This window comes from Streptomyces sp. VTCC 41912, from assembly GCF_045799175.1.
GTDB lineage: Bacteria > Actinomycetota > Actinomycetes > Streptomycetales > Streptomycetaceae > Streptomyces > Streptomyces albulus_C.
In genome coordinates this window covers 37,032-63,306 of sequence record NZ_JBJMAB010000010.1, presented here as the reverse complement: position 1 = coordinate 63,306, position 26,275 = coordinate 37,032, and the positions used below count along the sequence as shown (strand labels likewise).

Sequence of the window (26,275 nt, the reverse complement as noted above, 5' to 3'; positions counted from 1 at the left end):
GCGGGGGGCTGCGACGTCGTACGGCCGGCGCACGGACCGCAGGCCGAAGGGGCCTGCCTGGGGGGAGGAACGCGTCATGAGAATAAGCGTCTTGGGGCTCGGCTACGTGGGCTGTGTGTCGGCCGCGTGCCTGGCCAGCATGGGTCACGAGGTCATCGGGGTGGACGTCAACCAGGTGAAGGTCGACCTGGTCAACGACGGCAAGGCACCGGTGGTCGAGGAGCGGATCGGCGAGCTCGTCGCCGAGGTCGTGCGGACCGGAGCGCTGCGCGCCACCGGCGACGTCCGCGAGGCCGTCGCGGGCAGCGAGGTGTCGCTGGTCTGCGTGGGCACGCCGTCGGAGCCCAACGGCAGCCTGTGCACCACGTACCTGGAGCGGGTCACCGAACAGATCGGCGCCGCGCTGGCGGACCGCGGCGGGCGGCACACCGTCGTGTTCCGCAGCACCATGCTCCCGGGCACCTGCCTGAACCTGCTGGTGCCGATCCTGGAGAAGTCCGTCGGCGGCACGGCCGGGGTGGACGTCGGGGTCGCGGTCAACCCGGAGTTCCTGCGCGAGGGCACGAGCGTGCGGGACTTCTTCGACCCGCCCAAGACCGTCGTCGGCGAGCTCGACCGGGCCAGCGGCGATGTGGTGGCGGCGCTGTACGAGGGGTTGCCCGGCGCGGTGTTCCGGGTGCCGATCCCGACGGCCGAGGCGATCAAGTACGCGGACAACGCGTTCCACGGCCTCAAGATCGGCTTCGCGAACGAGCTGGGCGCGGTGTGCCAGGCACTCGGGGTGGACTCGCACCAGGTGATGGACGTGTTCCTGGCCGACCGCAAGCTGAACATCTCCCCCGCCTACCTGCGGCCCGGCTTCGCCTTCGGCGGCTCCTGCCTGCCCAAGGACCTGCGCAGCCTGGTCCACGCGGCACGCCGGGCCGACGTCTCGGTGCCGATCCTCGCCCACGTGCTGCCCTCCAACGCCGACCACCTGCAACGCGCGGTGGACCTCGTCGAGCGCACCGGCAAGCGCCGGGTGGGCCTGTTCGGGCTGTCCTTCAAACCCGGCACCGACGACCTCCGCGAGAGCCCGCTCGTCGAGCTGGCGGAGGTGCTCTTCGGCAAGGGGTACGACCTGCGCATCCACGACGCCAACGTGAGCCTCTCCCGGCTGCTCGGCGCGAACCGCGAGTACATCGAGACCCGGCTGCCGCACCTCGCGCAGCTGCTCGCGGACTCCGTCGACGAGGTCCTCGACCACGCCGAGGTGTGCCTGGTCGGGACCAAGGACCCGGCCGTGCTGTCGGCGCTGCCCCATGGCGGCGGCCCGGTGATCGTCGATCTCATCCGCCTTCCCGACGCCGAGGCGCGCCGGGCCGAACCGGGGTACGTGGGCCTTGCTTGGTGACGCATCGTTCGGTGAGACGGACAGCGGCGACGGGACGGCACGGCGCGCGCTGGTCCTGGTGGAGAACCTGTCGGTGCCGTTCGACCGGCGGGTGTGGCAGGAGTGCACGACGCTGCGCGACGCGGGCTGGGAGGTCCACGTCATCTGTCCCCGGGGGGAGAAGCGGGACACCGAGCCGGAGGCGGTGATCGACGGGGTCCGGATCCACCGCTACCCGCTGCGCGCGGCCACCGGAGGCCCGGCCGGCTACCTGCGGGAGTACGGATCGGCGCTGTGGCACACGGCCCGGCTGGCCCGCAGGGTCGGCCCGGTCGACGTGGTCCACGCCTGCAACCCGCCCGACCTGCTGTTCCTGCCGGCACTCTGGCTGAAGCGGCGCGGCGCACGGTTCGTCTTCGACCAGCACGACCTGGTGCCCGAGTTGTACCTCTCCCGGTTCAACCGGGGCGAAGACCTGCTCTACCGCGCCGTGTGCGCACTGGAACGGCGGACCTACCGGGCGGCGGACGTCGTGCTCGCCACGAACGAGAGCTACCGGGACGTCGCGGTGCGCCGCGGCGGCAAGCGGCCGGCGGACGTCTTCGTGGTGCGCAGCGCGCCCGCCGTCGACCGGTTCCAACCGGTGCCGCCCGAACCGGAGTTGAAGCGCGGAAAGCCCCATCTGCTGTGCTACCTGGGCGTCATGGGCCCGCAGGACGGCGTCGACTACGCCTTGCGGGCCCTCGCGAAGCTGCGCGACGAGCTCGGCCGGACCGACTGGCACGCGGTGTTCGTCGGCGGCGGCGACGCCTTCGACGCGATGGTGGCACTGTCCCGGCGGCTCGGGCTCTCGGAGCAGGTGGAGTTCACCGGGCGCGTTCCGGACGCCGACCTGGTGCGCCACCTGTCCACCGCGGACGTGTGCCTCTCCCCCGACCCGCGCAATCCGCTCAACGACGTGTCGACCATGAACAAGGTCCTGGAGTACATGGCGATGGGCCGGCCCGTCGTCTCGTTCGACCTCCGGGAGGCGCGGGTCTCCGCCGGTGACGCCGCCGTGTACGCGCCCGCCAACGACGAGGCCGCGTTCGCCCGCCTCATCGCGCAGCTGCTGGACGACCCGGAGGCGCGGGCCCGGATGGGCAAGATCGGCCAGGAGCGGATCAGCGGCCGGCTCTCCTGGCGGAACTCGCAGGCGGCGCTGCTCGCCGCCTACTCCGCCGCCTGCCGGGACACTCCGGCGTCGGCGGGCCAGGCGAACCGGACGGGGAAGAGGCCCCGCCGTTGAGCGACGACACGATACGCCTGGCCACGATCGGGCGGATCATCCGTGGGCGCTGGCGGCTCCTCGCCGTCCTCGCCGTGGTGGGCGCGCTCGTCGGCTACGGCGCCTCGCTGCTCTTTCCGCCGAGTTTCACGGCGTCGGCATCGGTCCTGCTGCCGGGGCAGTGGGAGGAGCGCGAGCTGCTGACGCAGGTGGACGTCGCGACCAGTTCGACGGTGGTCGACCGTGCGGCGGCCGCCCTCGGCTGGGCCGGGGTGAGCGGCAGCGAGCTGCGGGACCGGGTGGGCGCCAAGGCAGCCGACGGGAACATCATCACCGTGTCGGGCACGGCCGACACTCCGGAACGCGCCCAGCGGCTCACCGACCAGATGGTCCATCAGTTCGTCACGTTCGCCGCACGGATGGCGGGCGAGAGCGCCGACCCCGAAGCGGCGGCGCGACCCGAGGCGCTGCGGCAGACGGTGGTGCAGACCAGCCGCCGCATCACCGAGCTGGCCGAGGCCGCCGACCCGGGACGGACCGTGGAGGGCGTGCAGACCCGCACCGAGCTGGCGAAGCTGCGCACCGCACTACAGGAGGCCCTCAACAAGCTGGACCAGGCCGCCCCGGCCGCCAGCAAGGCCAACATGGTCGTCATGGGGCCGGCGACCCGGCCGGCCGGCGAGGCGCCACCGACGCGCACGCAGCTCATCGCCGCCGGGGCACTGCTGTTCTTCCTGCTCGCGGTCATCGGCCATCTCACCGCCGCACGGCGGGGTCACCGACTGCGCGCCGCACCGGAGATCGCCGCGGCGCTGGGCTCGACGCTGCTGGGCACCGTCGACGTACCCGAGGAACGACCCGCGCGCCGGCCGGCAGGCCGTGGCCGGTGGGCCCGCATCCGCGCGCTGCTGGACCTCGACGTCCGGTGGGACGCACCCGCCCCGCAGACGTCCGGCGACGAGGCCACCAGGCAGCTCCGCTACCGGCGGCTGTGCGCCCGCCTCCGGGACGAACTGCCGGCCCCCCGGCGGCTGCTGGTCGTCGTTCCGGACGGTGACGAGATCGCCGGCCGGGCCGCCGGGCAGCTCGCCGTCGAGGCCGGGGGCGCTCCCTCCCCGAGCTCTTCGTACAGGGGATGCCCCGTGCTGCGGACGGTGCGGGTTTCGGTGGACCGGCCGATGGTGCCGGACCGCGACGACGAGTCCGGTGTCCTGGTCGTGCTCAGCGCGGGCAGTTGGACCGCGTCAGAGCTCACCGGCATCGCCGAGGCGTGTGCGGACGCCCGGCACGAGGTCGTCGGGATCGTCCTCGCCGGTCCGGTCCGGGCCCGTGCGACGCGGTCCGCGGACCGTCCTCGGGCCGCCGCGGCGCCGGTGCTCGCGCTGGCCGACGACGCGGCGGGAGGTGCCGGGTGACGACGCGTACGACGTCGGAGTCGTCGGCCGCCGCTCCGCTGTTGGACCTCCAGGCACTGGTGGTGGCGGTGCGCAGGCGGCGCCGCCTGTGGTGCGCCATGGCGCTGCTGGGGCTGCTCGTCGGCGCGGCGGTGGCGGTGCTGCTGCCGACGCCGCCGACCGCGGTGACCAAAGTGCTGGTCGCGCACAAGGAGGACCAGCCGAACGACCCCGGAACGCTGATCCGCACCGACGTCGCGCTGCTGGGGACCACCCGGATCGCCGACGAGGCCCTGAAGTCCCTCAAGTCCCCGGAAAAGCCGGCGGACTTCCTGCGGGACTACCAGGGCACCGGCCTGACCAACAACCTGTTGCAGATCGACGTGACGGGCCGCAGCGACGCGGAGGCGGTGGCCCGGGCCAAGGCGCTGGCCGAGGCGTTCGTCGCGGACCACGTGCGGCGGATGTGGGATGCCGCGAAGACCGAGGCCAAGGCCCTGGACGACCAGCGCGACCGCTTGCGGGACGAGCTCGCCCAGGTCAACAAGGCGATCGGGGACCGGGCGCCGGGCGGCGACCCGAAGGACTCCGCGAGCCTTGAGTCGCGCTTCGCCCGCCGGGCCGAACTCACCTCGCGGATCGCCGACTTCGACCAGCGTGCCGAGGAGGCGCGCACCGGCACGCCCCAGGTCATCGCCGGCACGCAGATCGTGGACGCCCCGCGCGCGCTGCCTCGCTCCCTGGCCAAGGCCGCGCTCACCCACGCCGCGGTCGGGCTCGTCCTCGGCCTCGTCCTGGGGCTCGCGCTGGCCGCGGTCGGCGTGGTGGTGGCGGACCGCCCGGTGTTGCGCCGGGACATCGCCGCGAATTTGGGCGCGTCGGTCATCGCCGAGCTGCCCCGCCGGTCGGGCCGGCCGTGGCAGCGCCGGCGGGTCCGGACGGCGCGCGAACGGCTCGTCGTGTCCCTGGCCCGCACCGTGCGCGGCTCCGCGGAACCGGTGTCGCTGCTGGAACTGGGCTGTGCGCGCAGCACGAGCGCGCTCGCCCTGGACCTCGCCGGGTCCCTCGCACCGGACGGACCGGTGGTCGTCGTCGACGGTCTGCCCGGCCCGCAGCTCGCGGGTCGCCGCCGGAAGCCGGGAGGCCCGAGCGTGGTCGGCGGCGAGCCCGCGGCGGCCGGGTCGCCCGACGAACGCCGGTTCGGCGTGGGCTCGGTGGCGCCCGGTACCGCGTGGACCGACCTCCAGTACCTCGGCACCCGGACCGTGCTCGTCGTGCGGGCCGGGCACGGCAACGCCGCCTGGCTGCACACCGTGGCGCGGCAACTCGCGGACCAGCACATCGCGGTGCTCGGTGTGGTGCTGATCGACCCCGATCCGCGGGACCGGACCGACGGCACGCTGTGGGACGGGCTACAGACCGCGCTGCGCGGCCGCAGCGAGCGGCCGGCCCGGCAGAACGGTGGGGGTACCTCCCACGCCGTTCAGGCAGTGGGGGAGGGCCGGCCGCGGGGGCAGTTGCAGCCGATGCGCGCGGCGCGGGTCCCGGACAACGACCAGGAGGCTCGGTAGGACATGTGTGGCATCGCAGGGACGTACCGATGGCCGGACGGGAAGGTCGTCACCGACCGGCTCACCGACACCCTCGCCCACCGCGGTCCGGACGGGGCGGGCCGGTATGACCACCCGGTCGGTGACGGCGAAGTGTCCCTCGGACACCGCCGGTTGGCGATCATCGACCTGTCCGGGACCGGCGCCCAGCCGATGGTCTCGGGCGGCCTCGCCCTGACGTACAACGGCGAGTTGTACAACGCGCCCGAGCTGCGTGCCGAGCTGGCGTCCGCCGGGGTGCGCTTCCGCGGCACCTCCGACACCGAGGTGCTGTTGGAAGCCTGGCGGCGCTGGGGCACCGACTGTCTGCCCCGGCTGCGCGGCATGTTCGCGTTCGGGATCTTCGACGAGTGGACCGGTGAACTGGTGCTCGCCCGGGACCAGTTGGGCATCAAGCCGCTGTTCCTGCTGCGGCGCGGTGCGGGCCTGGCGTTCGCCTCCGAGCTCAAGGCGCTCGCCGCGGCGACCGGCGGCTCGCTGGAGGTGGACCACGCGGCGCTGGTGGCGTCGCTCCTCTACTACTGGGTGCCGGATTCGCGGTGCGCGTTCCGCGAGGCGGAGAAGCTGCCGCCGGGGAGTTGGCTGAGGTGCCGGCCCGACGGCCGGGTGGAGCGCGGCCGGTTCTGGCACCTGCGGGACGTCGCCGCCGAGGGCCGGGAACGGGCCCGGGCCGGCGAACTGCCGGACGTCGCGGCCGTCGTCGAGGAGTCGACCCGGCGTCACCTGCGCTCCGACGTGCCCGTGGCGACCTTCCTCTCCGGTGGCCTCGACTCCAGTTACCTGACCGCGCTGGCGGCCCGCGACCGGCCCGGGATCTCCGCCTACACGATCGGGTTCCGCGCCGAGGACGCCAGGTTCGAGGCGATGCCGGACGACCTGCGCCACGCCCGGCAGGTGGCCGAGCGGTTCGGCGTCGACCTGCACGAGATCGAGATCGCTCCGAACGTGCTCGACCTGCTGCCGCAGATGACGTACCACCTGGACGAGCCGATCGGCGACCCCGCCGCGATCAACACGTTCCTGATCTGCTCGGCCGCCCGGGAGGCCGGGGTCAAGGTGATGCTCTCGGGGATGGGTGCCGACGAGCTGTTCGCCGGGTACCGCAAGCACCTGGCCAACCTGCTCGCACTGCGCTACCAGCGCGTCCCGCGCCCGCTGCGGCGCGGCCTGTCCCGGGCCGTGGACCGGCTGCCGGTCGCCACGGCCCGCCGGGGGTACCGGTCCGTGCGCTTCGCCAAGCGGTTCCTCTCCTTCGCCGAACTGCCGGAGGAGACCGCGTTCCGGCGCAGCTACACGATGTACGACCGGGACGAGTTGCTCGCCCTGCTCGATCCGGACCTGGCCGGGACGGTCCAGGACGTGCTCGCCGAACACGCGGACGTCTATCAGGACAACGACCTCGACGACTTCGTCAACCGCATGTGCCTGGGCGACGCCCGGATGTTCCTGCCGGGCCTGAACCTCGCGTACACCGACCGGTCGAGCATGGCCGCGTCGACGGAGGTGCGGGTGCCGTACGTGGACGTCGAGGTGGTCAGGGCGGCGTTCGCGGTGCCCGGCGACCGCAAGATCGTCGGGCGGCAGGGCAAGGCCGTCCTCAAGGAGGCGGCCACCTCGATCCTGCCGCGGGAGATCGTCTACCGGCCCAAGGGCCTGTTCAGCGCCCCGCTGCGCGCCTGGATGAGCCGGGACCTGGCGCCGCTGGTGCGCGAGGTGGTGCACGACGGCGTGCTCGTCACCTCCGGGCTGCTGCGCCGCGACGCCCTGGCGCGCATGGTCGCCGAGGACGCCGCCGGACAGCGGGACTACTCCAAGCATCTGTGGCACGTGCTGACCCTCGAACACTGGTATCGCGGCGCGACCTCCGGGTCCGGCCCGAGCGCGCGCACAACGGCGTAGAAGACGGCTGAGGAACAAGGGGACTTCGGGTGAAACAGGTTGTGCAGAACTACAAGAGCGGCGAGCTGGCGGTGCTCGACGTGCCGGTACCGGGGTGCAAGCCGGGCGGCGTGCTGGTCCGCAGCGCCTACTCGCTGATCTCCACCGGGACCGAGCTGATGAAGGTGTCCGAGGCCGGCATGTCGATGCTGGGCAAGGCCCGCTCGCGGCCGGACCAGGTGGCGAAGGTCATGCAGAGCGTGGCGACCAACGGGGTGCCCGCCACCTACCGCAAGGTGATGGGCAAGCTGGACTCCTACACACCGCTGGGCTACTCGCTGTGCGGGGTGGTCGAGCAGGTCGGCACCGGCATCGACGACGTGAAGGTCGGCGACTTCGTGGCCTGCGCCGGCAACGAGCACGCGTTGCACGCCGAGCTGAACTGGGTGCCGAGGAACCTCTACGCCCCGGTGCCGGACGGCCTCGCGCCGCGGCACGCCGCCTTCGGCACCGTCGGGTCGATCGCGATGCAGGGCGTGCGCCGCGGCGAGCCGCAGCTCGGCGACGTGGCGCTGGTCATCGGCCTCGGCCTGATCGGCCAGTTGGTGGTGCAACTCCTCGGCGCCTCGGGAGTCCGCGTCGTCGGCGTCGACCCCGACCCGGCGCGCTGCGAGCTGGCCGAGCGCCTGGGCGCCGCGGCCTGCGGCGATCCCGCGTCCGCGGCCATGGAGGCCGCCGTCGCCGAACTCACCGACGGCCACGGCGTGGACCAGGTGTACCTGGCCGCCGGCGGCGGCAGCAACCAACCCGTCGAGCTGGCCGCCCGGCTGTGCCGGGACCGCGGCCGGGTCGTCGACATCGGCAAGTGCCGCCTGGACCTGCCGTGGAACGCGTACTACGAGAAGGAACTCGACGTCCGGTTCTCCCGCAGTTACGGCCCCGGGCGCTACGACCCGGAGTACGAGCTCCAGGGGCGGGACTACCCGATCGGCTACGTGCGCTGGACCGAGCGCCGCAACCTGGCCTGCTTCCTCGACCTCGTCGCCCGCGGCCGCGTCGACGTGGAGCCGCTGGTCTCGCACGTCGCCGCCTTCGACGACGCCGTCGAGACGTACCGGCGCCTGGAGGACGGCGCTCTGAAGGCCGTGGCCGTACTGTTCCGGTACCCCGAACACCCGGGCGCCGGCGAAGTGGAGGCCCCGGCGGTGGCCGTGCCGGCGGTGCAGGTGCGGCGGAGTCCGGCCCGGAGCGCCACGACGCCGGTGCGCCTGGCGTTCGTCGGCGCGGGGAACTACGCGACGTCGATGCTGCTGCCGCACCTGGCCGGGCGCGACGGCGTCGAGCTGTCGGCCGTCGTCACCACGACGGCGCTGTCCGCGGCCAACGCGCAGCGCACGTTCGGCTTCGCCGAGGCGACCACCGACCTCGACGCGGTGCTCGGCGACGAGGCCATCGACGCGGTGTTCGTCGTCACCCGGCACAGCTCGCACGCCGAACTGACCCGGCAGGCGCTGCTGGCCGGCAAGACGGTGTTCGTCGAGAAGCCCCTGGCCCTCACCGAGGACGAGCTGGCCGGCGTGCTCGCGGCGGTGGCGGAGTCCGGCAACGACCGGTTGCAGGTGGGGTTCAACCGGCGGTTCGCGCCGCTGCTGACCGAGGCCAAGCGGCGGTTCGGCACCCGGACCGGCCCGGCGAGCCTGCGCTACCTGGTCAACGCGGGCCGCCTCCAGCACGGCAGCTGGTACCTCCAACAGGGCACCGAGGGCTCGCGGTTCGAGGGCGAGGGCGGGCACTTCATCGACACGGCGAGCTGGCTGCTCGGGGCCGACCCGGTCTCGGTGTACGCCGTCGCCCCGTCCGGCAACGAGGACCTCCAGGTCGTGCTGCGCTACCCGGACGGGTCCCTCGCCACCCTCAGCTACGTCACCACCGGCGCGCCCGGCTTCCCCAAGGAGACGCTGGACCTGGTCGCGGACGGCAAGGTGCTGCGGCTCGACGACTTCGTCCGGGCCTCGGTGCACGGCCCCGAGAAGTGGGTCAGTTCCCGGCTGCCCAAGGCCCGGGACAAGGGCCAGAACGCCGAACTGGCCGCGTTCGTCAAGGCCGTGCGGACCGGCGGGCCGATGCCGGTGCCGCTGGAGTCGCTGGTCGCCACCACGACGGCCACCCTCGCCGTGCGGGCCGGCCTGGTCGGCGGCGCGCCGGTGACGTTGGCGAGGGCGCGATGACCGTGATCTCGGGGAGTCCGGGCTGGTACCTGCGGCGGCTGTCCCGGATGGCGCCGGCCGAAATCGGCGGCCGGGTGGGCGACGCGGTGCGCAGGCGGCGGTGGCGGTCGGCGCGGCCGCACTGCCCGCGCGTGACCGGCACCCGGTTCACCGCGGTGCTGCCCGCCGGGGCGCTCTCCGCGGTACCTCCGGACGCCGCGAAACGGCTCGTCGCCGAAGCGGACCGGCTGATGGACGGGCACGTGACGTACTTCGGGGTGGTCCGCGAGGACCTGGCCGACCCGGACTGGTGGGCCGATCCGAAGACCGGGCGCCGGGCCCCGTCGGGCTACGCCTTCGACGTGCCGTACCGGAGCGAGGACGCGGTCGGCGACATCAAGCAGATCTGGGAGCTGTCCCGGCACCAGTACCTCACCGTGCTCGCCGCCGCCCACGCGGTCACCGGGGACGAGCGGTACGCGGAGCGCGTGGCCGCGCACCTGCGGTCGTGGTGGGCGGCCAACCCGCCGCTGCGCGGCGTGCACTGGATCAGCGGCATCGAACTGGGCATCCGGCTGCTGTCCTGGGTGTGGATCCGCCGGCTGCTCGACGGCTGGCCGGGCGCGGCCGGGCTGTTCGAGGACAACCCGGTGGCGGTGAACCAGATCTGGCACCACCAGCGTTGGCTGGCCGCCTTCCCCAGCCGGGGGTCCTCGGCGAACAACCACGTCATCGCCGAGGCCGCCGGGCAGTTCGCCGCGGCCTGCGCGTTCGGGTGGTTCCCCGCCTCGGCGCGCTGGCGTGCGGACGCGCTGCGGTCGCTGGAGCGGCACCTGCGGAACAACACCTTCGGTTCCGGCCTCAACCGCGAACTGGCCACCGAGTACCACGGACTCGTGCTGGAACTCGGCCTGGCCGCGCTCGCCGAGGCGGACGCCGCCGGCGTGCCGGTGCCCGCGACCGTCCGGCTGGTGCTGCTGCGGATGACCGACGCGCTCGCGGCCGTCGTCGACGACCGGCTGCGGCCGCCGCGCCAGGGCGACGCGGACGACGGGCACGGTCTGGTCGTCGACGGCGCGGGCACCGACCGCTGGGCCTCGCTGCTGGCGACCGGCGACGCCGTGTTCGGCCGGCTCGCCTGGTGGCCGACGGTGACGGGCACCGATGTGCGCACCCCGTTGCTGGCCGCGCTGATCGCACCCGACGTGCGGGACGTGGCCCGCCCGGCGAGCCGGCCGGCGCACTTCGCCGACGCCGGGATGACCGTCCTGCGCGGCCCGACGGGGATCTGGTGCCGCTGCGACGGCGGTCCGCACGGTTTCCTGTCGATCGCCGCGCACGCCCACGCGGACGCGCTGTCCGTGGAGGTGCGGCACGACGGGGTCGATGTGCTCGCCGACCCGGGGACGTTCTGCTACCACGGGCAGCCCGAGTGGCGGCGGTACTTCCGCTCGACCCTCGGCCACAACACCCTGCAACTGGACGGTGGTGACCAGTCCGGGTCCGGCGGCCCGTTCCTGTGGACCCGGCATGCCCGCAGCCGCGTCCTGGGCGCGGACCCGTCCGACGAGGGCGTGGCCCGCTGGTGTGCCGAGCACGACGGATACGAGGGCCGGGTGCACCGCCGAAGCGTGGAACTGACTTCTGCGCGGCGGGAGTTGAGGATCGTCGACGAGGTGCGCGGCCGGCGCCGGGCCGCGGTGCGCCTCGCGTTCCACCTCGGTCCGGCGATCGTCGCGGACCTGGTGGACGACCGGGCGGTGCTCACCTGGACCCGGGACGGCGAGGACCGCTCCGCGGTGCTCGACCTGCCCGGGCAGCTGCGCTGGCGGGCACACCGCGGCGAGACCGCTCCGCCGCTGGGCTGGTACTCCGCCGGCTTCGGGCGCAAGGAACCCGCCACCACCCTGGTCGGCACCGGCTTCGCCGACGGCGCGGAGGGCTTCACCACCGTGCTCAGGTTCCGCGGCTAGGGGGGCGCGTGGGGAGCGAGAGGCGGCACTGGGCGTGGGCGGCGGCACCACTGGCGCTGGCCCTGCTGGCGGCGACCGGCTGCGAGGGCGCGCAAGGCGCCCGGCCGAAGGCGACCGCTGCGCCCGTCGCGTCCGGGGCCTCGTCCACGTCCGTGGCCCGGGTGTGCGCCGCGCCCGCGGCCGGGCCGACGAAGGCGCCGGCGGGCGCGGTGACGGTCGATCCCGCGGTGGTCGGCGACCTGGCGGCGAAGACCAAGGACAATCCCCCGCACACCACGTTCTGGCTCCGCCCCGGCACGCACCGGCTCGCCCCGGACCGCTACGCCCAGGTCATCCCCAAGGAAGGGGACCGCTACCTGGGTGCGCCGGGCGCGGTGCTCGACGGCCGGGAGGAGAACCAGTACGCGTTCGGCGGCGGCGCCCGCGACGTCACCCTCCGCTTTTTGACCGTGCAGCGTTTCGTCGCGCCGCAGAACGAGGGCGTGGTCAACCACGACTCGGCCGACGGATGGGTGATCGAGCACGCCACGCTCCGGAACAACTCGGGGGCCGGGCTGATGGCCGGCGACCACCAGCGGGTCCGCGCCAGCTGCCTGCGCGACAACGGGCAGTACGGCCTGAACGCGTACACGGCCCGCGGCCGGGTCACCGACCTGGTGGTCGAGGGCAACGAGATCGCGGGCAACAACACCGGTGACTGGGAACGGCGCCGGCCGGGGTGCGGCTGCACCGGAGGGGTGAAGTTCTGGGCCGTCAACGGCGCCGAGGTACGCGGCAACTGGGTGCACGACAACCGCGGAACGGGGGTGTGGGCGGACACCAACAACAACGACTTCCGCATCGAGGACAACGTGATCGAGGCCAACGACGGCGCCGCCCTGATCTACGAGACCAGCTACAACGCGGTCATCCGGAACAACACGATCCGGCGGAACAACTGGGTCGAGGGCCGTCGGGCCGCCGACCGCGGCGACGACTTCCCGTTCGCGACCGTCTACCTGTCCGAATCCGGTGGCGAACCACGGATCCGGGCGCGCATCGACAAGATCGAGATCTACCGGAACGTGCTGGAGAACAACTGGAACGGCATCACCCTGTGGGAGAACGCCGACCGGTTCTGCAACAGCCCGGCCAACACCTCGTCCAGTGCCTGCACCTTGCTGGTGCGGGACACCGCCCGCTGCGCGGAGCCGGCGATCGCCAGCGCACCGCTCTACGCCGACTGCCGGTGGAAGACCCAGCGGGTGGACATCCACGCCAACCGCTTCGTGCTGGACCCGTCCGTCGTCACGTGCACGGCGAAGTGCGACCGCATGGCGGTGCTGGCCAACTACGGGACCTACCCGGACTGGTCGCCGTACCAGGGCGACGGGGTGGCCGAGGCGATCACCAGCCGGCAGCACAACCGCTGGCACGACAACGTCTACGTCGGACCGTGGAAGTTCGTCGCCCACGATCCCAGCCGGGTCCTCGACGCCGGGCAGTGGCAGGGCACGCCGTACCAGCAGGACGCCGGCAGCATCCTCGCCCCGCAGGCCGGTGGTTGAGATGGGCGGGGACCTGACGCCCGGTGGGCCGCCGGGCGGACCGGACACGGCGGGCACCCGGCCCGGCGCGGCAACGCGCCCCGCCGGCACGCCGAAGGCCGTCGGGATCGTCTGGGCGTTGCTGGTCCTCAACACGCTCGGCTCCGCCGGGGCGAAGACCGTCATCCCGCTGCCCCGCTCCCTGATCCAGGTGGTCACCATGGGCGCGCTGGTCGCCGCGTTCGTGCTGGCGCTCGTCCTCAACCGCCGACTGCGGGTGCGCCCCAGCGCCTTCCTGTCCCTGCTCACGCTGCTGCTGGTGACGAGTGTGATCTCCAGCGCCCGCCTGGAGTCCGGGTTCGGCGCGCTGTTCCGCTGCACCAGGCTGGCCCTCTTCGTCGGCACGCTGTGGCTGCTCAGTCGCTGGTGGGACGACGGCCCGACGTTCGTCCGGCACCACGTCCGGACGTACTTCGCGGTGCTCGGATCGGTGGCCGCCGGCCTGGTCGTCTCACCGGGCGCGGCCCTCCCCGACCTCTACGGCGGGCGCCTCGTCGGCGCGCTGTGGCCGCTCACCCCGCCGCAGATCGGGCAGTACGCCGCGGTGATCGTCGGGCTCACCGTGCTGCTGGTACTGGGCCGCCGGACCGACCGGGCCGGCGCGGCGGCGGTCATCGTGCCGTCGCTGGTCCTGCTCGCGTTGACCCACACCCGGACGGCCACGCTCGGGATGGTCCTCGGGCTGGCGTTGGCGATCGGCTCGCTCCTGCTGACCAGCGCCGCCGCCCGCCGGTTCTTCACCTGGGCGGTGCTGTGCGCCGCGGTGGCCGCGGTGGCGCTCGGTTCCGTGCTGGAGGCGTGGTTCCTGCGCGGACAGAGCCAGGAGAACTTCTCCAGCCTCACCGGACGCGCCAAGGTCTGGGACGCGCTGCTGGCGGCGCCCCGGTCGACCTCGGAGCAGCTGTTCGGCGTGGGCCTGGGCGACAAGTCGTTCGGCGGGCTGCCGATCGACAACAGCTGGCTGGCCGTCTACAACGAGCAGGGTCTGATCGGCATCGCCCTGGTGGCGGCGCTCCTCCTCGTGCTGGGCGGCGTCGCGCTGCTGCGGCCGCCGTCGCTGCCGAGGGCCTGCGCGATCTTCCTGATCAGCTACTGCGCCATCGCGTCGTACACCGAGGCCGGGCTTGGCGACGCCTCGCCGTACCTGCTGCATCTGGCCCTCGCCGCCGCGCTGCTGGCGACGCCCGCCGCGACCACGCCCGTCCCCGCGCCCGAAGTTCCCCGACGCCGCGTCCCGCGACGGGCCCACAGATCGGAGGTGTCCTGACCATGCACGTCCTCGTGGTGCACAACCGCTACGCCTCGGCGCAGCCGAGCGGGGAGAACAAGGTCGTCGACCAGGAGGCGGCGCTGCTGCGCGCGGCCGGCCACCGGGTCGAGCTGTTCGAGCGGCGCAGCGACGACATCGCCGCCCGGTCCCTGCCCGGCAAGGCCGCGGTGCCGCTGCTGGTGCCGTGGAACCCGGCGGTCCGCGCGGAACTCACCGCCCGGTTGCGCACCGAACGGCCGGACGTGGTGCACGTCCACAACGTCTTCCCGCTCCTGTCGCCGGCGGTGCTGGCCGCCTGCGCCGACGCCGGCGTGCCCGCCGTCGCCACGCTGCACAACTACACGCAGGTCTGCCCGCCCGGCACGTTGCAGCGGGACGGCCGGCAGTGCACCGAGTGCGTCGGGGCGGCGCCGCTGCCCGCCGTCCGGCACGGCTGCTACCGGGGCTCCCGGCTCGCGACGGTGCCGCTCGCGGTCAGCCTGTCGGTCAACCGGCGGCGCTGGCGGTCCGGTGTGGAGCGGTTCTTCTGCATCTCCGCGGCGCAGCGCGACGTCCTGGTGCGGGCCGGCATGCCGGCCGAACGGCTGGCGGTGAAGCACAACTTCGTGCCCGAACCGGACGTCCGCCGAACGGGCGCCGGCGAGCACCTGCTCTATCTCGGGCGGCTCGCGGAGGCCAAGGGCGTGCGGCTGCTCATGGCCGCGTGGGACGAGCTCGCGGCGGGCGGCGGGGTGGGCGTGCCGCTCGTGATCGCCGGCACGGGGCCGCTGGAGCGGGAGGTGACCGCCTGGGCGGCGGCCCGGGACGACGTGCGCTACGTCGGTCTGTACGACACGGCGGAGTGCCAGCGGGCCCTCGCGCGCTCGGTCGCCGTGGTGGCTCCCTCGACGTGGCTGGAGGCGTTCGGCCTGGTGGTCGTCGAGGCGATGGCGGCGGGGGTGCCGACCGTCGCCGCCGGTCACGGCGCCTTCGTCGAACTCGTCGAGGACGGGGTGAGCGGGCTGCTGCACCGGCCGGGCGAGGTCGCCTCGCTCGCGGCGTGCATGCGCCGGATCGCGACCGAGCCGGCCCGCAACCGGGAGCTGGGCCGGGCGGCCCGGCTCCGCTACGAACGGGGCTTCAGCCCGGCCGTCGGGCTGGAGCGCCTGCTGGAGGAGTACCGCACCGCGATCGCGGGGCGGTCGGCACCGACTCGCGGCGGGGAGACCCGCGCGAGCAGGGGGGATGGGGACAGTAGATGACACGATGCCGACTCTGCGGCTCGGAAGCGCTGGCGAGCGTCGTCGACCTTGGGGCGACGCCACCGTGCGAGAGCTTCCTCGCCGCGGACCAACTGGACACGGTGGAGCCGACGTACCCGCTGCACCTGCGGGTCTGCGCCGACTGCTGGCTGGCGCAGATCCCGCCGCTGATCACGCCGGAGGAGACGTTCACCCAGTACGCGTACTTCTCCTCCTACTCGTCCTCCTGGGTGGAGCACGCGCGCACGTTCGTCGCCGATGCCGTGCGGCGGCTGGCTCTCGGCCCCGACTCCTTCGTGGTCGAGGTCGCGAGCAACGACGGGTACCTGCTGCGGCACATCGTGGACCGGGGGATCCGCTGCCTGGGCATCGAGCCGTCGGTGAACGTCGGTGCCGCGGCCCGGGACGCGGGGGTGCCCACGCGCACGGAGTTCCTGTCCCCGGACACCGGCTCGGCCGTCCGCGCCGAGCACGGCCCGGCGGACCTGGTCGTGGCCAACAACGTGTACGCGCACATCCCCGACGTCGTGGGGTTCACCCGGGGACTGCGCGCCCTGGTCGCCGACGACGGGTGGGTCTCGATAGAGGTGCAGCACCTGCTGACCCTGATCGAGGAGAACCAGTACGACACGATCTACCACGAGCACTTCCAGTACTACACGGTCGGCTCCGCGATCCGGGCGCTGGCGAGCGGCGGACTCGCGCTCGTGGACGTCGAGTTGCTGCCCACGCACGGCGGCTCCATCCGGCTGTGGGCCCGGCCGGCCGAGGTGGCCGGCGAGCCGAGTCGGCAGGTGGCCGACGTGCTGGCCCGGGAGAAGGCCGCCGGGCTGCGGGAGCTGTCCGGCTACACCGAGTTCTCCGGTCGCGTGGCCAAGGTCCGCCGGGACCTCCTGACGTTCCTCATCGGGGCGGCCGAACGCGGCGAGACGGTCGTCGGCTACGGCGCGCCGGGCAAGGGCAACACCCTGCTCAACCACTGCGGCATCCGCCCGGACCTGCTCCCGTACACCGTCGACCGCAACCCGTACAAGCACGGCAGGTTCACCCCGGGCACCCGCATCCCGATCCTGCCGCCCGAGCAGATCGCCGCCGACCGACCGGACTACGTCCTCGTCCTCCCGTGGAACCTGCGGGACGAACTGGTCGAGCAGTTGTCCTTCGTGCACGCCTGGGGCGGCCGGCTGGTCTTCCCCATCCCGGAACTGAGCATCGTCGAGGTCACGTCGTGAAAGAGGTCACAGCATGAAGGTCGTCCTGTTCTGCGGCGGCTACGGGATGCGGATGCGCAGCGGCGCCGCAGACGACGTGCCCAAGCCGATGGCGATGGTCGGCCCCAGGCCGCTGATCTGGCACGTCATGCGCTACTACGCGCACTTCGGGCACCGGGAGTTCATCCTGTGCCTGGGCTACGGGGCGCACCACATCAAGGACTTCTTCCTCCACTACGAGGAGACGACGTCCAACGACTTCGTACTGCGGGGCGGGCGGACCGAGCTGCTGTCCACCGACATCGCCGACTGGACGATCACGTTCGCGCAGACCGGCGTCGAGTCGCCGATCGGGGAGCGGCTGCGCCGGGTGCGGCACCACCTGGACGGCGACGAGATGTTCCTCGCCAACTACGCGGACGTCCTCACCGACGCCCCGCTGCCGGAGATGATCGACAACTTCGCCCGGCGCGACGCCGGTGCGTCGATGATGGTGGTGCCCCCGCAGTCCTCGTTCCACTGCGTCGATCTGGCCGAGGACGGCCTGGTCGGGGGCATCACCGCGGTGAGCGAACTGCCGCTGTGGGAGAACGGCGGCTACTTCGTGCTCCGCCAGGAGGTCTTCGACCACATACCCGAGAACGGGGATCTGGTCGCCGACGGGTGCGCCCAACTCGCCAAGCGGGGGCGGTTGGTGGCGCACCGGCACCGCGGCTTCTGGAAGCCGACCGACACCGTGAAGGAGCGGGCCGCGCTCGACGCCGCCCACGCCCGGGGCGACCGCCCGTGGGCCGTGTGGGAACGGGGCGGCGCGGGGGCCGACGCGGCCGGCAGCAGGGCCTGCGCCGGAGCGCGGGCGTGATCCGGCTCGGGGCGGAGCGCCTGGACCGGATCGTCGCGGTGGGCGCGCACTGCGACGACATCGCCATCGGCGCCGGCGGCACGCTGCTCGCGCTGTGCCGCGCGCGGCCGGGCCTCCGCATCGACGCACTGGTGCTCTCCGGCGGCGGCAGCGAACGGGAGCAGGAGGAACAGGCCGCGCTCACCGCCTTCTGCCCGGGCGCCGAACTGCACCTGACCGTCGACAAGTTGCCGGACGGCCGACTGCCCGTGCACTGGGACGAGGCCAAGGCCGCGGTCGAGGAGCTGCGCGCGCGGACCGAGCCGGACCTCGTGCTGGCCCCGCGCACCGACGACGCGCACCAGGACCACCGCGGCCTGGCGCAGCTGGTGCCCACCGCGTTCCGCGACCACCTCGTACTCGGCTACGAGATCGTCAAGTGGGACGGCGACCTCGGCCGGATGGCGGCGTACCAACCGCTGTCGCCGGAGACCGCCGAGGAGAAGGTGCGGCTGCTGCAGGAGCACTACCCCTCGCAGCGGCACCGGCCCTGGTACGACCGGGAGTCCTTCCTCGGGCTCGCCCGGATCCGCGGCGTCGAATGCCACGCGCGCTACGCCGAGGCGTTCGCCGTCACCAAACTCACTCTCGACCTGGGGGAATGAACCTTGCGCGTACTGCTCACCGGACACCAGGGCTACCTGGGCACCGTGATGGCCCCGGTCCTCACGGCCGCCGGACACGACGTCGTCGGCCTGGACGCCGGCCTGTTCGCCGACTGCGTCCTCGGCCCGCCGCCCGCGGACCCCGCGGGACACCGGGTGGACCTGCGTGACGTCACGGCCGCACACGTGGCCGGGGTGGACGCGGTGATCCACCTGGCCGCGCTCTCCAACGACCCGTTGGGCTCGCTGGCGCCGGAGCTCACCTACGACATCAACCACCACGCGTCCGTGCGCCTGGCGCGACTGGCCCGCGACGCCGGGGTGCGGCGGTTCCTGTACGCGTCGACGTGCTCGGTCTACGGCGCCGCCGGCGGGGACGAGTTGGTCGCCGAGGACGCCCCGCTGCGCCCGGTGACGCCGTACGCGGAGTCCAAGGTGAAGGTGGAGGACGACCTGCACGCGCTGGCCGACGGCGACTTCAGCCCGGTGTACCTGCGCAACGCCACCGCGTTCGGCTACTCGCCCCGGCTGCGCGCCGACATCGTGCTGAACAACCTGGTGGGCCACGCGCTGCTGTCCGGCGAGGTGCGGGTGCTCTCCGACGGCACCCCCTGGCGCCCGCTGGTGCACGCCGCCGACATCGCCGGGGCCTTCGCGGCCGCGCTGGCCGCGCCCCAAGAAGCGGTGCACGACCGGGCGTTCAACATCGGCAGCGAGGCCAACAACGTCACGGTCGCCGAGATCGCCGCGCAGGTCGCCGAGGCGGTGCCCGGCTCGCAGGTGAGGATCACCGGCGAGAACGGCGCCGATCCGCGGTCGTACCGGGTGGACTTCTCCCGGTTCCGCGCCGCGATCCCCGGCTTCGACTGCGCGTGGACGGTCAAGCGGGGCGCGCTCGAACTCGCCGACGCCTACCGCAAGCACGGCCTCACCGAGGAGGACTTCGCGCGACGCTTCACCCGGCTCGCCGTGCTGCGCGCGGCGTCCGAGGCCGGCGCGGTCGACGACACCCTGCGGCGGCGCCGATGACCGGGCTCGGCGCACAGATGCACGCGCTGGTGGAGCGGCTGTACCCGCTGTGCCGGAGCATCACCGGGGACGGTGTGCGCGACACCCTGGACATCGTCGGCGAGTATCTCCCGCTCACGGTCCACGAGGTGCCGACCGGGACGCGGGTGCTCGACTGGACGGTGCCGCAGGAGTGGAACATCCGGGACGCGTACATCGCCGACGCCACCGGCAAGCGGGTCGTCGACTTCGCCGCGTCCAGCCTCCACGTGCTCGGCTACAGCGTGCCGGTGTCGGCGACCATGCCGCTGTCCGAGCTGCGCGGACACCTGCACACCCTGCCGGAACACCCGAGTTGGGTGCCGTACCGCACCAGCTACTACACACCGGACTGGGGGTTCTGCCTGGCCCAGGAGACCCTGGACGCGCTGCCGGACGGCGCGTACGAGGTGTGCGTCGACTCCACCCTCGCGGACGGCCACCTCACCTACGCCGAGCACGTGGTCCGCGGCCGGGTCCCCGACGAGGTGATCGTCTCCTGCCATGTCTGCCACCCGTCGTTGGCCAACGACAACCTGGCCGGCATCGCGGTGGCCACGTTCCTGGCCAGGGCACTGGCCGAGCAGACGCCTTACCACACCTACCGGTTCGTCTACGCGCCCGGCACCATCGGGGCGATCACCTGGCTGGCCCGCAACGCACAGCGGATCGACCAGGTCAAGCACGGCCTGGTGCTGGCCTGCGCCGGCGACCCGGGCCACCTGACGTACAAGCAGAGCAGGCAGGGCGACGCGGAGATCGACCGGGTGCTGCGGCACGTGCTCGCCGCCTCCGAACGCCCGCACCGCGTGGTCGAGTTCACGCCGTACGGCTACGACGAGCGGCAGTACTGCTCACCCGGATTCGACCTCGGCGTGGGCTCGCTCACCCGCACCCCGTACGCCGCCTACCCCGAGTACCACACCTCCGCGGACAACCCGGACTTCGTCTCCCCGGCGGCGATGGCGGACACCCTCGCCGTCTGCCGGGAGGCGTGCGCCGTGCTGGACCGCAACCGGCGGTACCGCAACCTCAGCCCCTACGGCGAACCGCAGCTGGGCCGGCGCGGGTTGTACGACGCGCTCGGCGGCCGCAGCGACACCAAGCAGGCCCAGCTGGCCATGCTCTGGGTGCTCAACCTCTCCGACGGCGAGCACAGTCTGCTGGACGTCGCCGAGCGGTCCGGGCTGCCCTTCGACACCGTCGCCGCCGCCGCGGACGCCCTGCTCGGCGCCGGGCTGATCAAGGCATGACGCCGATGCCCACCGAGGGCGAGCAGAAGACGGCACCGGTGTCCCCGGCCGGACGGGCCCGGCGGACCGCCAAACGGGCCATGGTCGGCCGACTGTCCTGGGGACTGGCCGACCAGGCGGCCTCCAGCATCTCCAACTTCGTGGTGGGGGTCTACGTGGCCCGCTCGCTGGGGGTGGCCGCGTTCGGCGTGTTCAGCCTGGCCTGGGTGACCTACGGCGTGGTGCTCAACGTCTCCCGCGGGCTGGCCACCGACCCGCTCGTGGTGCGCTTCAGCAGTGTGCCGGCGGCGTCCTGGCGCGCGGCGGTGGCCCGGTCCTCGGGTACCGCGCTCGGCCTCGGCACCGCCCTCGGCGCGGCGTGCCTGGTGGTCGGGCTCGCCCTCGGCGGCCGCGTGGGGCCCGCGTTCGCCTGCCTCGGCGTCGTGCTGCCGGCGCTGCTGCTACAGGACGCCTGGCGGTTCGCGTTCTTCGCCGCCGGCACCGGGCGCAAGGCGTTCGTCAACGACGTCGTGTGCGGCGTCGCGCTCGTCCCGGCCATGGTGGTGGCGACCCACGTGGGCAGCGTGGCCGCCTTCGTGCTCGCCTGGGGCGCGTCCGCCGCGGTGGCGGCGGGGTACGGCTGCCTCCAGTCCGGTATCCGGCCCCGGACGTCCCTGGCGGGCGGGTGGCTGCGCGAGCAGCGCGACTTGGGCTATCGGTACCTGGTCGAGAACGTCGCCCTGAGCGGTGCGAGCCAGCTCCGGGCCTACGGGCTCGGCGCGATCGTCGGGGTCGGCGCGGTGGGTGCGGTCCGGGGCGCCGAGCTGCTCCTCGGCCCGTTCCTCGCGGTGCTGATGGGACTTTCGCTGGTCACCGTCCCGGAGGCGGCACGGGTGCTGCGGCAGGCTCCGCACCGACTGGGCCCGTTCTGCCTCCTGCTGGGCGGCGGGCAGGCCGCAGCGGCGCTGTGCTGGGGCGGGGCGCTGCTGCTGGTACCGGGCCGGCTCGGCGTCCTGGTGCTCGGCGGCGTGTGGCCCTCCGCCGCGCAGCTCATCGTGCCGATCACGCTCGGTGTCGCGGGCGCCGGTCTCGGCACCGGCGCGGCGGCCGGGTTGCGCGCGCTCGCCGCGGCCCGACGCAGCCTGCGCTGCCAGCTGTTCGCCTCCGCCTGTTACGTCGGTGGCGGGCTCGGCGGGGCGGTGGCCGCCGGCACCGTCGGCTCGGCCTGGGGCGTCGCCGCCGCGACCGTCAGCGGCTCGGCCGTGTGGTGGCTGCAACTGCGGTCCGCCCTGCGCGAGCGCCACCACTCCCCCACCCCCGAAGTGAGGACCCCATGACCGCCCGACCGAGGCTGAGCATCGGCCTGCCCGTGTACAACGGCGAGGAGTACCTGGCCGAGTCGTTCGAGGCCCTGCTGGGCCAGACCTACGAGGACTTCGAACTGGTCGTCTCCGACAACGCCTCGACCGACGGCACGCAGGACATCTGCCGCGCGTACGCGGCGCGGGACGCACGCATCCGCTACCTCCGGCTGTCCCGGAACATCGGCGCGACACCGAACCACAACCGGGTGTTCGTCGAGTGCCGCGGCGAGCTGTTCAAGTGGGCCTCGCACGACGACCTGTACGGCCGTGACCTGCTGCGGCGCTGCGTGGAGGCGCTGGACGAGCGGCCGGACGTGATCCTCGCGCACACCGGCCAGGCCGTCATCGACGGCGACGGCCAGGTGAAGGTCCCGTACGAGTACGGGCTCGCCACCGACTCCCCGCACCCGCCGGAGCGCTTCCGCAGCCTGCTGTTCGAGCCGGGCGGCGACGACTTCTACGGGGTGCTGCGGGCCGACGTGCTGCGCCGGGTGAAGCCGCTCGACAGCTACCACCACGCGGACCGCACGTTCGTCGCCGAGCTCACCCTGCACGGCCCCTTCCACCAGGTGCCGGAGCTGCTGTACTTCCGCCGCGACCACCCCACCCGCGCCGAGCGGGCGAACCCCTCCAAGCGCGCCCGGTGCGTCAACCTGGACCCGCGCCGGGCGGGCCCGCTGCACCCGACGCCCCGTCTCCTCGCCGAGTACGTCTGGGGCTTCGCCGCGGCGATCCGGCGGGCGCCGCTGTCCCCGGCCGACCGGCGCGCGTGCCACCGCCACCTGGCCGCGTGGATGACCAGCCGGGTCCGGCCGGGCACCGGCGAGCGGGTCGAGGACCGCACCCCGGTCGACCCGGCCCACCTCGGCGTCTCGGTCGACGCCCTCGTGGCCGGCCGTGAGGGGAGGCGGCCATGACGCCCACGCACGCCACTCCGGTCCGCGTCGGGGTGTTCGGTCTGCTCGGCTCCGGCAACCTCGGCAACGACGGGTCGCTGGAGGCCGTGCTCGGCTACCTCCGCGCCGCGCACCCGGACGCGGTCGTGGACGCGCTGTGCGGCGGGCCCGAGGTCGTCACGTCGCGGTACGGGATTCCCGCCACGCGGCTGCACTGGTACCGCGGGGAGTACCGGACCGCGTCCCGTGCCGGTGCGATCGCGGCGAAGGGACTGGGCAAGCTCGTCGACGCCTTCCGCACCGCCGCGTGGGTCCGCCGGCACGACGTGGTGATCGTGCCAGGCATGGGCGTCCTGGAGGCCACGCTGCCGCTGCGGCCGTGGGGCTTCCCGTACGCGCTGTTCCTGCTCTGCGCGTCCGGCCGGCTGCTCCGCACCCCGGTGGCGCTGGTCGGCGTCGGCGCCGCCGCGATCGGCAACCGGTCGACCCGGGCCCTGGTGCGCTGGTCGGCGCGGCTGGCCGCGTACCGCTCGTACCGGGACGCCCAGTCCCGCGACGCGATGCGGGCGATGGGCGTGGACACCAGGGACGACGCGGTCTTCCCGGACCTCGCGTTCTCCCTGCCGACGCCCCGGGCGGGCGGCCCGGCGGGCCCGCCGGGCCTGGTGTGCGTCGGCGTGATGGCCTTCCACGGCAGCGACGACGACCGGGCCCGGGCCGAGGAGATCCACCGCCGCTACCTCGACGGGACGACGCGGTTCGTCCGCGCGCTGGTCGAGGACGGCAGACCGGTCCGGCTGCTCACCGGCGACGCGTGCGACGCGCCGGTGGTCGCCGCGATCCTCGACGCGGTCGACTCCCCCCTGGTCACCGCCGCCACGACGTCCTCGCTCGCCGACCTGATGGCGGAGACGGCGGCCGCCGACAGCGTGGTGGCGATCCGCTACCACAACCTGATCTGCGCGCTGAAGGTCGGCACGCCGACGCTCGCCCTCAGCTACGCGGCCAAGAGCGACGCGCTCATGGCCCGGATGGGCCTCGGCGCGTACCGCCACCCGGCCCGCGAGGTCGACGCCGACCGGCTGCTGGAGCAGTTCCGGGCCCTGGAGAGGGACGCGGCGGGGCTGCGGCGGACCCTCGTCGAGCGGAACCTGGCCGCCGCCCGGCAACTCGACTGCCAGTTCGCCGACTTGACCACGGCCCTGTTCCCTGCGGCCCATCACGCCCACGCCCTGCGGGAGGCTCCATGAACGCGCCCGGCATGAAAGCGACCGAAGTCCCGGCGATCGCCGGCGCCTACCTGTTCGAGCCGACGCCGTACGCCGACGAACGCGGCTTCTTCTGCCGCACCTTCGACGCCGACGTGCTCCGCTCGGTGGGCCTCGACCCGCACGCCTTCGTCCAGGACAGCGTGTCCCGTTCGGCCCGGGGCGTGCTGCGCGGCCTGCACCTGCGCTCGGGCGCCGGCGAGGCCAAACTGGTGCGCTGCTCGTACGGGGGGATCTTCGACGTCGTCGTGGACCTGCGGCCGGACTCGCCGACCTACCTGGGCCTGGCCTGCTTCGAGCTGTCCGGCGAGACGCAGGCGAGCGTGTACGTGCCGGCGGGGTGCGCGCACGGCTTCCAGGCGCTGACCGAGACCGCCGACACCTCGTACCGGATCGACCGTCCGCACGATCCGGCCGAGGACGTGACGATCGCCTTCGACGATCCGGAGCTCGGCATTCCGTGGCCGCTGCCGGTCACGTCGATGTCCCAGCGGGACCGGGAGGCGCCGAGCCTCGCCAAGGCCCTTGAAAGAAAAGAGAGTTGAGGTCGGCGTGACCACCGAAGACATCGAACCCCTCCGCCTGACCCGGTCGCGGCAGGCGAACGAGCGGCTGCACGCCCTGGTCCCCGGGGGCGCGCACACCTACGCCAAGGGCGACGACCAGTACCCCGAGAACCTCGCCCCGGTCATCAGCCACGGCCGCGGTGCCCACGTGTGGGACGTCGACGGCAACCGCTACGTCGAGTACGGCTCCGGACTGCGGTCGGTCAGCCTCGGGCACGCCCACCCCCGCGTGATCGAGGCCGTGCGGCGCGAACTCGACCGCGGCAGCAACTTCGTGCGGCCGTCCATCGTGGAGGTCGAGGCCGCGGAACGCTTCCTGGCCACGGTGCCCACCGCCGAGATGGTGAAGTTCACGAAGAACGGCTCCGACGCCACCACCGCCGCGGTGCGCCTCGCCCGGGCCGTCACCGGGCGCCCGCGGGTGGCCGTCTGCGGCGACCAGCCGTTCTTCTCCGTCGACGACTGGTTCATCGGGACCACGCCGATGTCCGCCGGCATTCCGACGGCGACCACCGAACTCACCGTGACCTTCCCGTACGGGGACCTGGCGGCAGCCGAAGAGGTGCTGACGCGCCATAAGGGCGAGATCGCCTGCCTGATCCTCGAACCCACGGGCCAGACCGAGCCTCCCCCAAGCTCTCCACGACGTTCGAGCGGGCAAGACGCCACTCCGGGCTACCTCGCGGGCCTGCGCCAACTGGCCGACCGGCACGGCTGCGTCCTGGTCTTCGACGAGATGATCACCGGCTTCCGCTGGTCCGAGGCGGGCGCCCAGGGCCTGTACGGCGTCGTCCCCGACCTCTCCACGTTCGGCAAGGCGCTGGGCAACGGGTTCGCCGTCTCCGCGCTGGCCGGACGCCGCGACCTGATGGAACGGGGCGGGCTGCGGCACTCCCACGACCGGGTGTTCCTGCTGTCCACCACGCACGGCGCGGAAACGCACTCCCTGGCAGCCGCGATGGCCGTGCAGAGCACCTACGCCGAGGAGGGCATCACCGACCGGCTGCACGCCCTCGGCGAGCGGTTGGCCGCCGGTGTCCGCGACGTCGCGGCCGGCGCGGGCGTCGGCGACCACGTCGTCGTCCGGGGCCGGGCCAGCAACCTGGTCTTCGCCACCCTCGACGAGCAACGGCAGCCGTCGCAGCAGTACCGCACCCTGTTCCTGCGCCAACTCCTCGCGGGCGGAGTGCTGGCCCCGTCGTTCGTGGTGAGCAGCGCGCTCGACGACGCCGACATCGACCGCACCGTGGACGTGGTGGCCCAGGCATGCGCGGTGTACCGGAAGGCCCTGGACGCCGCCGACCCCACCCCCTGGCTGGCCGGGCGGCCGGTGAAGCCCGCGTTCCGCCGCCTGGCGTGAAGCAACGAGCCGCGAAGTGACGTGACG

20 protein-coding genes are annotated in these 26,275 nt (G+C 73.5%); all 20 read left to right on the top strand.

The features are described from left to right. Positions 1-76 precede the first annotated feature (76 nt). Genes ACJ6WD_RS17055 through ACJ6WD_RS16960 form a run of 20 tightly spaced genes read left to right on the top strand, consistent with a single transcriptional unit; the run spans position 77 to position 26,248 of the window. Entirely contained in the window at positions 77-1,393 is a 1,317-nt protein-coding gene (locus ACJ6WD_RS17055) for a nucleotide sugar dehydrogenase (RefSeq protein ID WP_233659967.1), read from the top strand. Beyond that, positions 1,383-2,660 carry a glycosyltransferase family 4 protein gene (locus tag ACJ6WD_RS17050; protein ID WP_407616077.1) on the top strand — a complete coding sequence of 426 codons (1,278 nt, stop codon included), beginning with the start codon at positions 1,383-1,385 and terminating at the stop codon, positions 2,658-2,660. The genes ACJ6WD_RS17055 and ACJ6WD_RS17050 overlap by 11 nt, the downstream gene beginning before the upstream one ends. After that, a complete protein-coding gene (locus ACJ6WD_RS17045; protein ID WP_233659969.1) occupies positions 2,657-4,054 on the top strand; it encodes a polysaccharide biosynthesis protein in 1,398 nt (465 codons plus the stop codon). The genes ACJ6WD_RS17050 and ACJ6WD_RS17045 overlap by 4 nt, the downstream gene beginning before the upstream one ends. Further along, complete coding sequence (locus tag ACJ6WD_RS17040; RefSeq protein WP_407616076.1) at positions 4,051-5,604, top strand: Wzz/FepE/Etk N-terminal domain-containing protein; 1,554 nt, start codon at positions 4,051-4,053, stop codon at positions 5,602-5,604. The genes ACJ6WD_RS17045 and ACJ6WD_RS17040 overlap by 4 nt, the downstream gene beginning before the upstream one ends. A gap of 3 nt (positions 5,605-5,607) precedes the next feature. After that, on the top strand, positions 5,608-7,542 hold the full coding sequence (gene asnB / locus ACJ6WD_RS17035) for an asparagine synthase (glutamine-hydrolyzing) (protein ID WP_407616075.1): 1,935 nt from the start codon (positions 5,608-5,610) through the stop codon (positions 7,540-7,542). Between the two features lie 29 nt (positions 7,543-7,571). After that, a complete protein-coding gene (locus ACJ6WD_RS17030) occupies positions 7,572-9,749 on the top strand; it encodes a bi-domain-containing oxidoreductase (RefSeq protein WP_331249293.1) in 2,178 nt (725 codons plus the stop codon). Further along, on the top strand, positions 9,746-11,701 hold the full coding sequence (locus tag ACJ6WD_RS17025; RefSeq protein ID WP_407616074.1) for an alginate lyase family protein: 1,956 nt from the start codon (positions 9,746-9,748) through the stop codon (positions 11,699-11,701). Before ACJ6WD_RS17030 ends, ACJ6WD_RS17025 begins: the two co-directional genes overlap by 4 nt. A gap of 8 nt (positions 11,702-11,709) precedes the next feature. Beyond that, positions 11,710-13,248 (top strand): right-handed parallel beta-helix repeat-containing protein, encoded by a 1,539-nt coding sequence (locus tag ACJ6WD_RS17020; protein WP_407616073.1) that lies wholly within the window; start codon positions 11,710-11,712, stop codon positions 13,246-13,248. A gap of 1 nt (position 13,249) precedes the next feature. After that, the gene (locus ACJ6WD_RS17015; protein ID WP_407616072.1) at positions 13,250-14,554 is read left to right on the top strand and encodes an O-antigen ligase domain-containing protein; all 1,305 of its coding nucleotides are present in this window, start codon (positions 13,250-13,252) and stop codon (positions 14,552-14,554) included. 2 nt (positions 14,555-14,556) lie between these two features. After that, the gene (locus ACJ6WD_RS17010) at positions 14,557-15,798 is read left to right on the top strand and encodes a glycosyltransferase (protein ID WP_407616071.1); all 1,242 of its coding nucleotides are present in this window, start codon (positions 14,557-14,559) and stop codon (positions 15,796-15,798) included. After that, a complete protein-coding gene (locus ACJ6WD_RS17005; protein WP_331249298.1) occupies positions 15,795-17,030 on the top strand; it encodes a class I SAM-dependent methyltransferase in 1,236 nt (411 codons plus the stop codon). The genes ACJ6WD_RS17010 and ACJ6WD_RS17005 overlap by 4 nt, the downstream gene beginning before the upstream one ends. Positions 17,031-17,043: 13 nt before the next feature. Then, a complete protein-coding gene (locus ACJ6WD_RS17000; protein ID WP_233659978.1) occupies positions 17,044-17,871 on the top strand; it encodes a glucose-1-phosphate cytidylyltransferase in 828 nt (275 codons plus the stop codon). After that, the gene (locus ACJ6WD_RS16995; RefSeq protein WP_233659979.1) at positions 17,868-18,515 is read left to right on the top strand and encodes a PIG-L deacetylase family protein; all 648 of its coding nucleotides are present in this window, start codon (positions 17,868-17,870) and stop codon (positions 18,513-18,515) included. The genes ACJ6WD_RS17000 and ACJ6WD_RS16995 overlap by 4 nt, the downstream gene beginning before the upstream one ends. Positions 18,516-18,518: 3 nt before the next feature. Further along, on the top strand, positions 18,519-19,544 hold the full coding sequence (locus tag ACJ6WD_RS16990; protein ID WP_407616070.1) for an NAD-dependent epimerase/dehydratase family protein: 1,026 nt from the start codon (positions 18,519-18,521) through the stop codon (positions 19,542-19,544). Further along, positions 19,541-20,815 (top strand): DUF4910 domain-containing protein, encoded by a 1,275-nt coding sequence (locus ACJ6WD_RS16985; RefSeq protein ID WP_407616069.1) that lies wholly within the window; start codon positions 19,541-19,543, stop codon positions 20,813-20,815. The genes ACJ6WD_RS16990 and ACJ6WD_RS16985 overlap by 4 nt, the downstream gene beginning before the upstream one ends. Positions 20,816-20,820: 5 nt before the next feature. Next, positions 20,821-22,131, top strand: a complete 1,311-nt coding sequence (locus ACJ6WD_RS16980; protein ID WP_407616156.1) for a hypothetical protein — start codon at positions 20,821-20,823, stop codon at positions 22,129-22,131. Further along, the gene (locus ACJ6WD_RS16975) at positions 22,128-23,075 is read left to right on the top strand and encodes a glycosyltransferase family 2 protein (RefSeq protein ID WP_407616068.1); all 948 of its coding nucleotides are present in this window, start codon (positions 22,128-22,130) and stop codon (positions 23,073-23,075) included. Before ACJ6WD_RS16980 ends, ACJ6WD_RS16975 begins: the two co-directional genes overlap by 4 nt. Continuing rightward, positions 23,072-24,304 (top strand): polysaccharide pyruvyl transferase family protein, encoded by a 1,233-nt coding sequence (locus ACJ6WD_RS16970; protein WP_331249300.1) that lies wholly within the window; start codon positions 23,072-23,074, stop codon positions 24,302-24,304. The genes ACJ6WD_RS16975 and ACJ6WD_RS16970 overlap by 4 nt, the downstream gene beginning before the upstream one ends. Positions 24,305-24,315: 11 nt before the next feature. After that, entirely contained in the window at positions 24,316-24,867 is a 552-nt protein-coding gene (locus tag ACJ6WD_RS16965) for a dTDP-4-dehydrorhamnose 3,5-epimerase family protein (RefSeq protein WP_331249301.1), read from the top strand. A gap of 7 nt (positions 24,868-24,874) precedes the next feature. After that, entirely contained in the window at positions 24,875-26,248 is a 1,374-nt protein-coding gene (locus ACJ6WD_RS16960; protein ID WP_407616067.1) for a glutamate-1-semialdehyde 2,1-aminomutase, read from the top strand. The last annotated feature ends 27 nt before the right edge of the window (positions 26,249-26,275 follow it).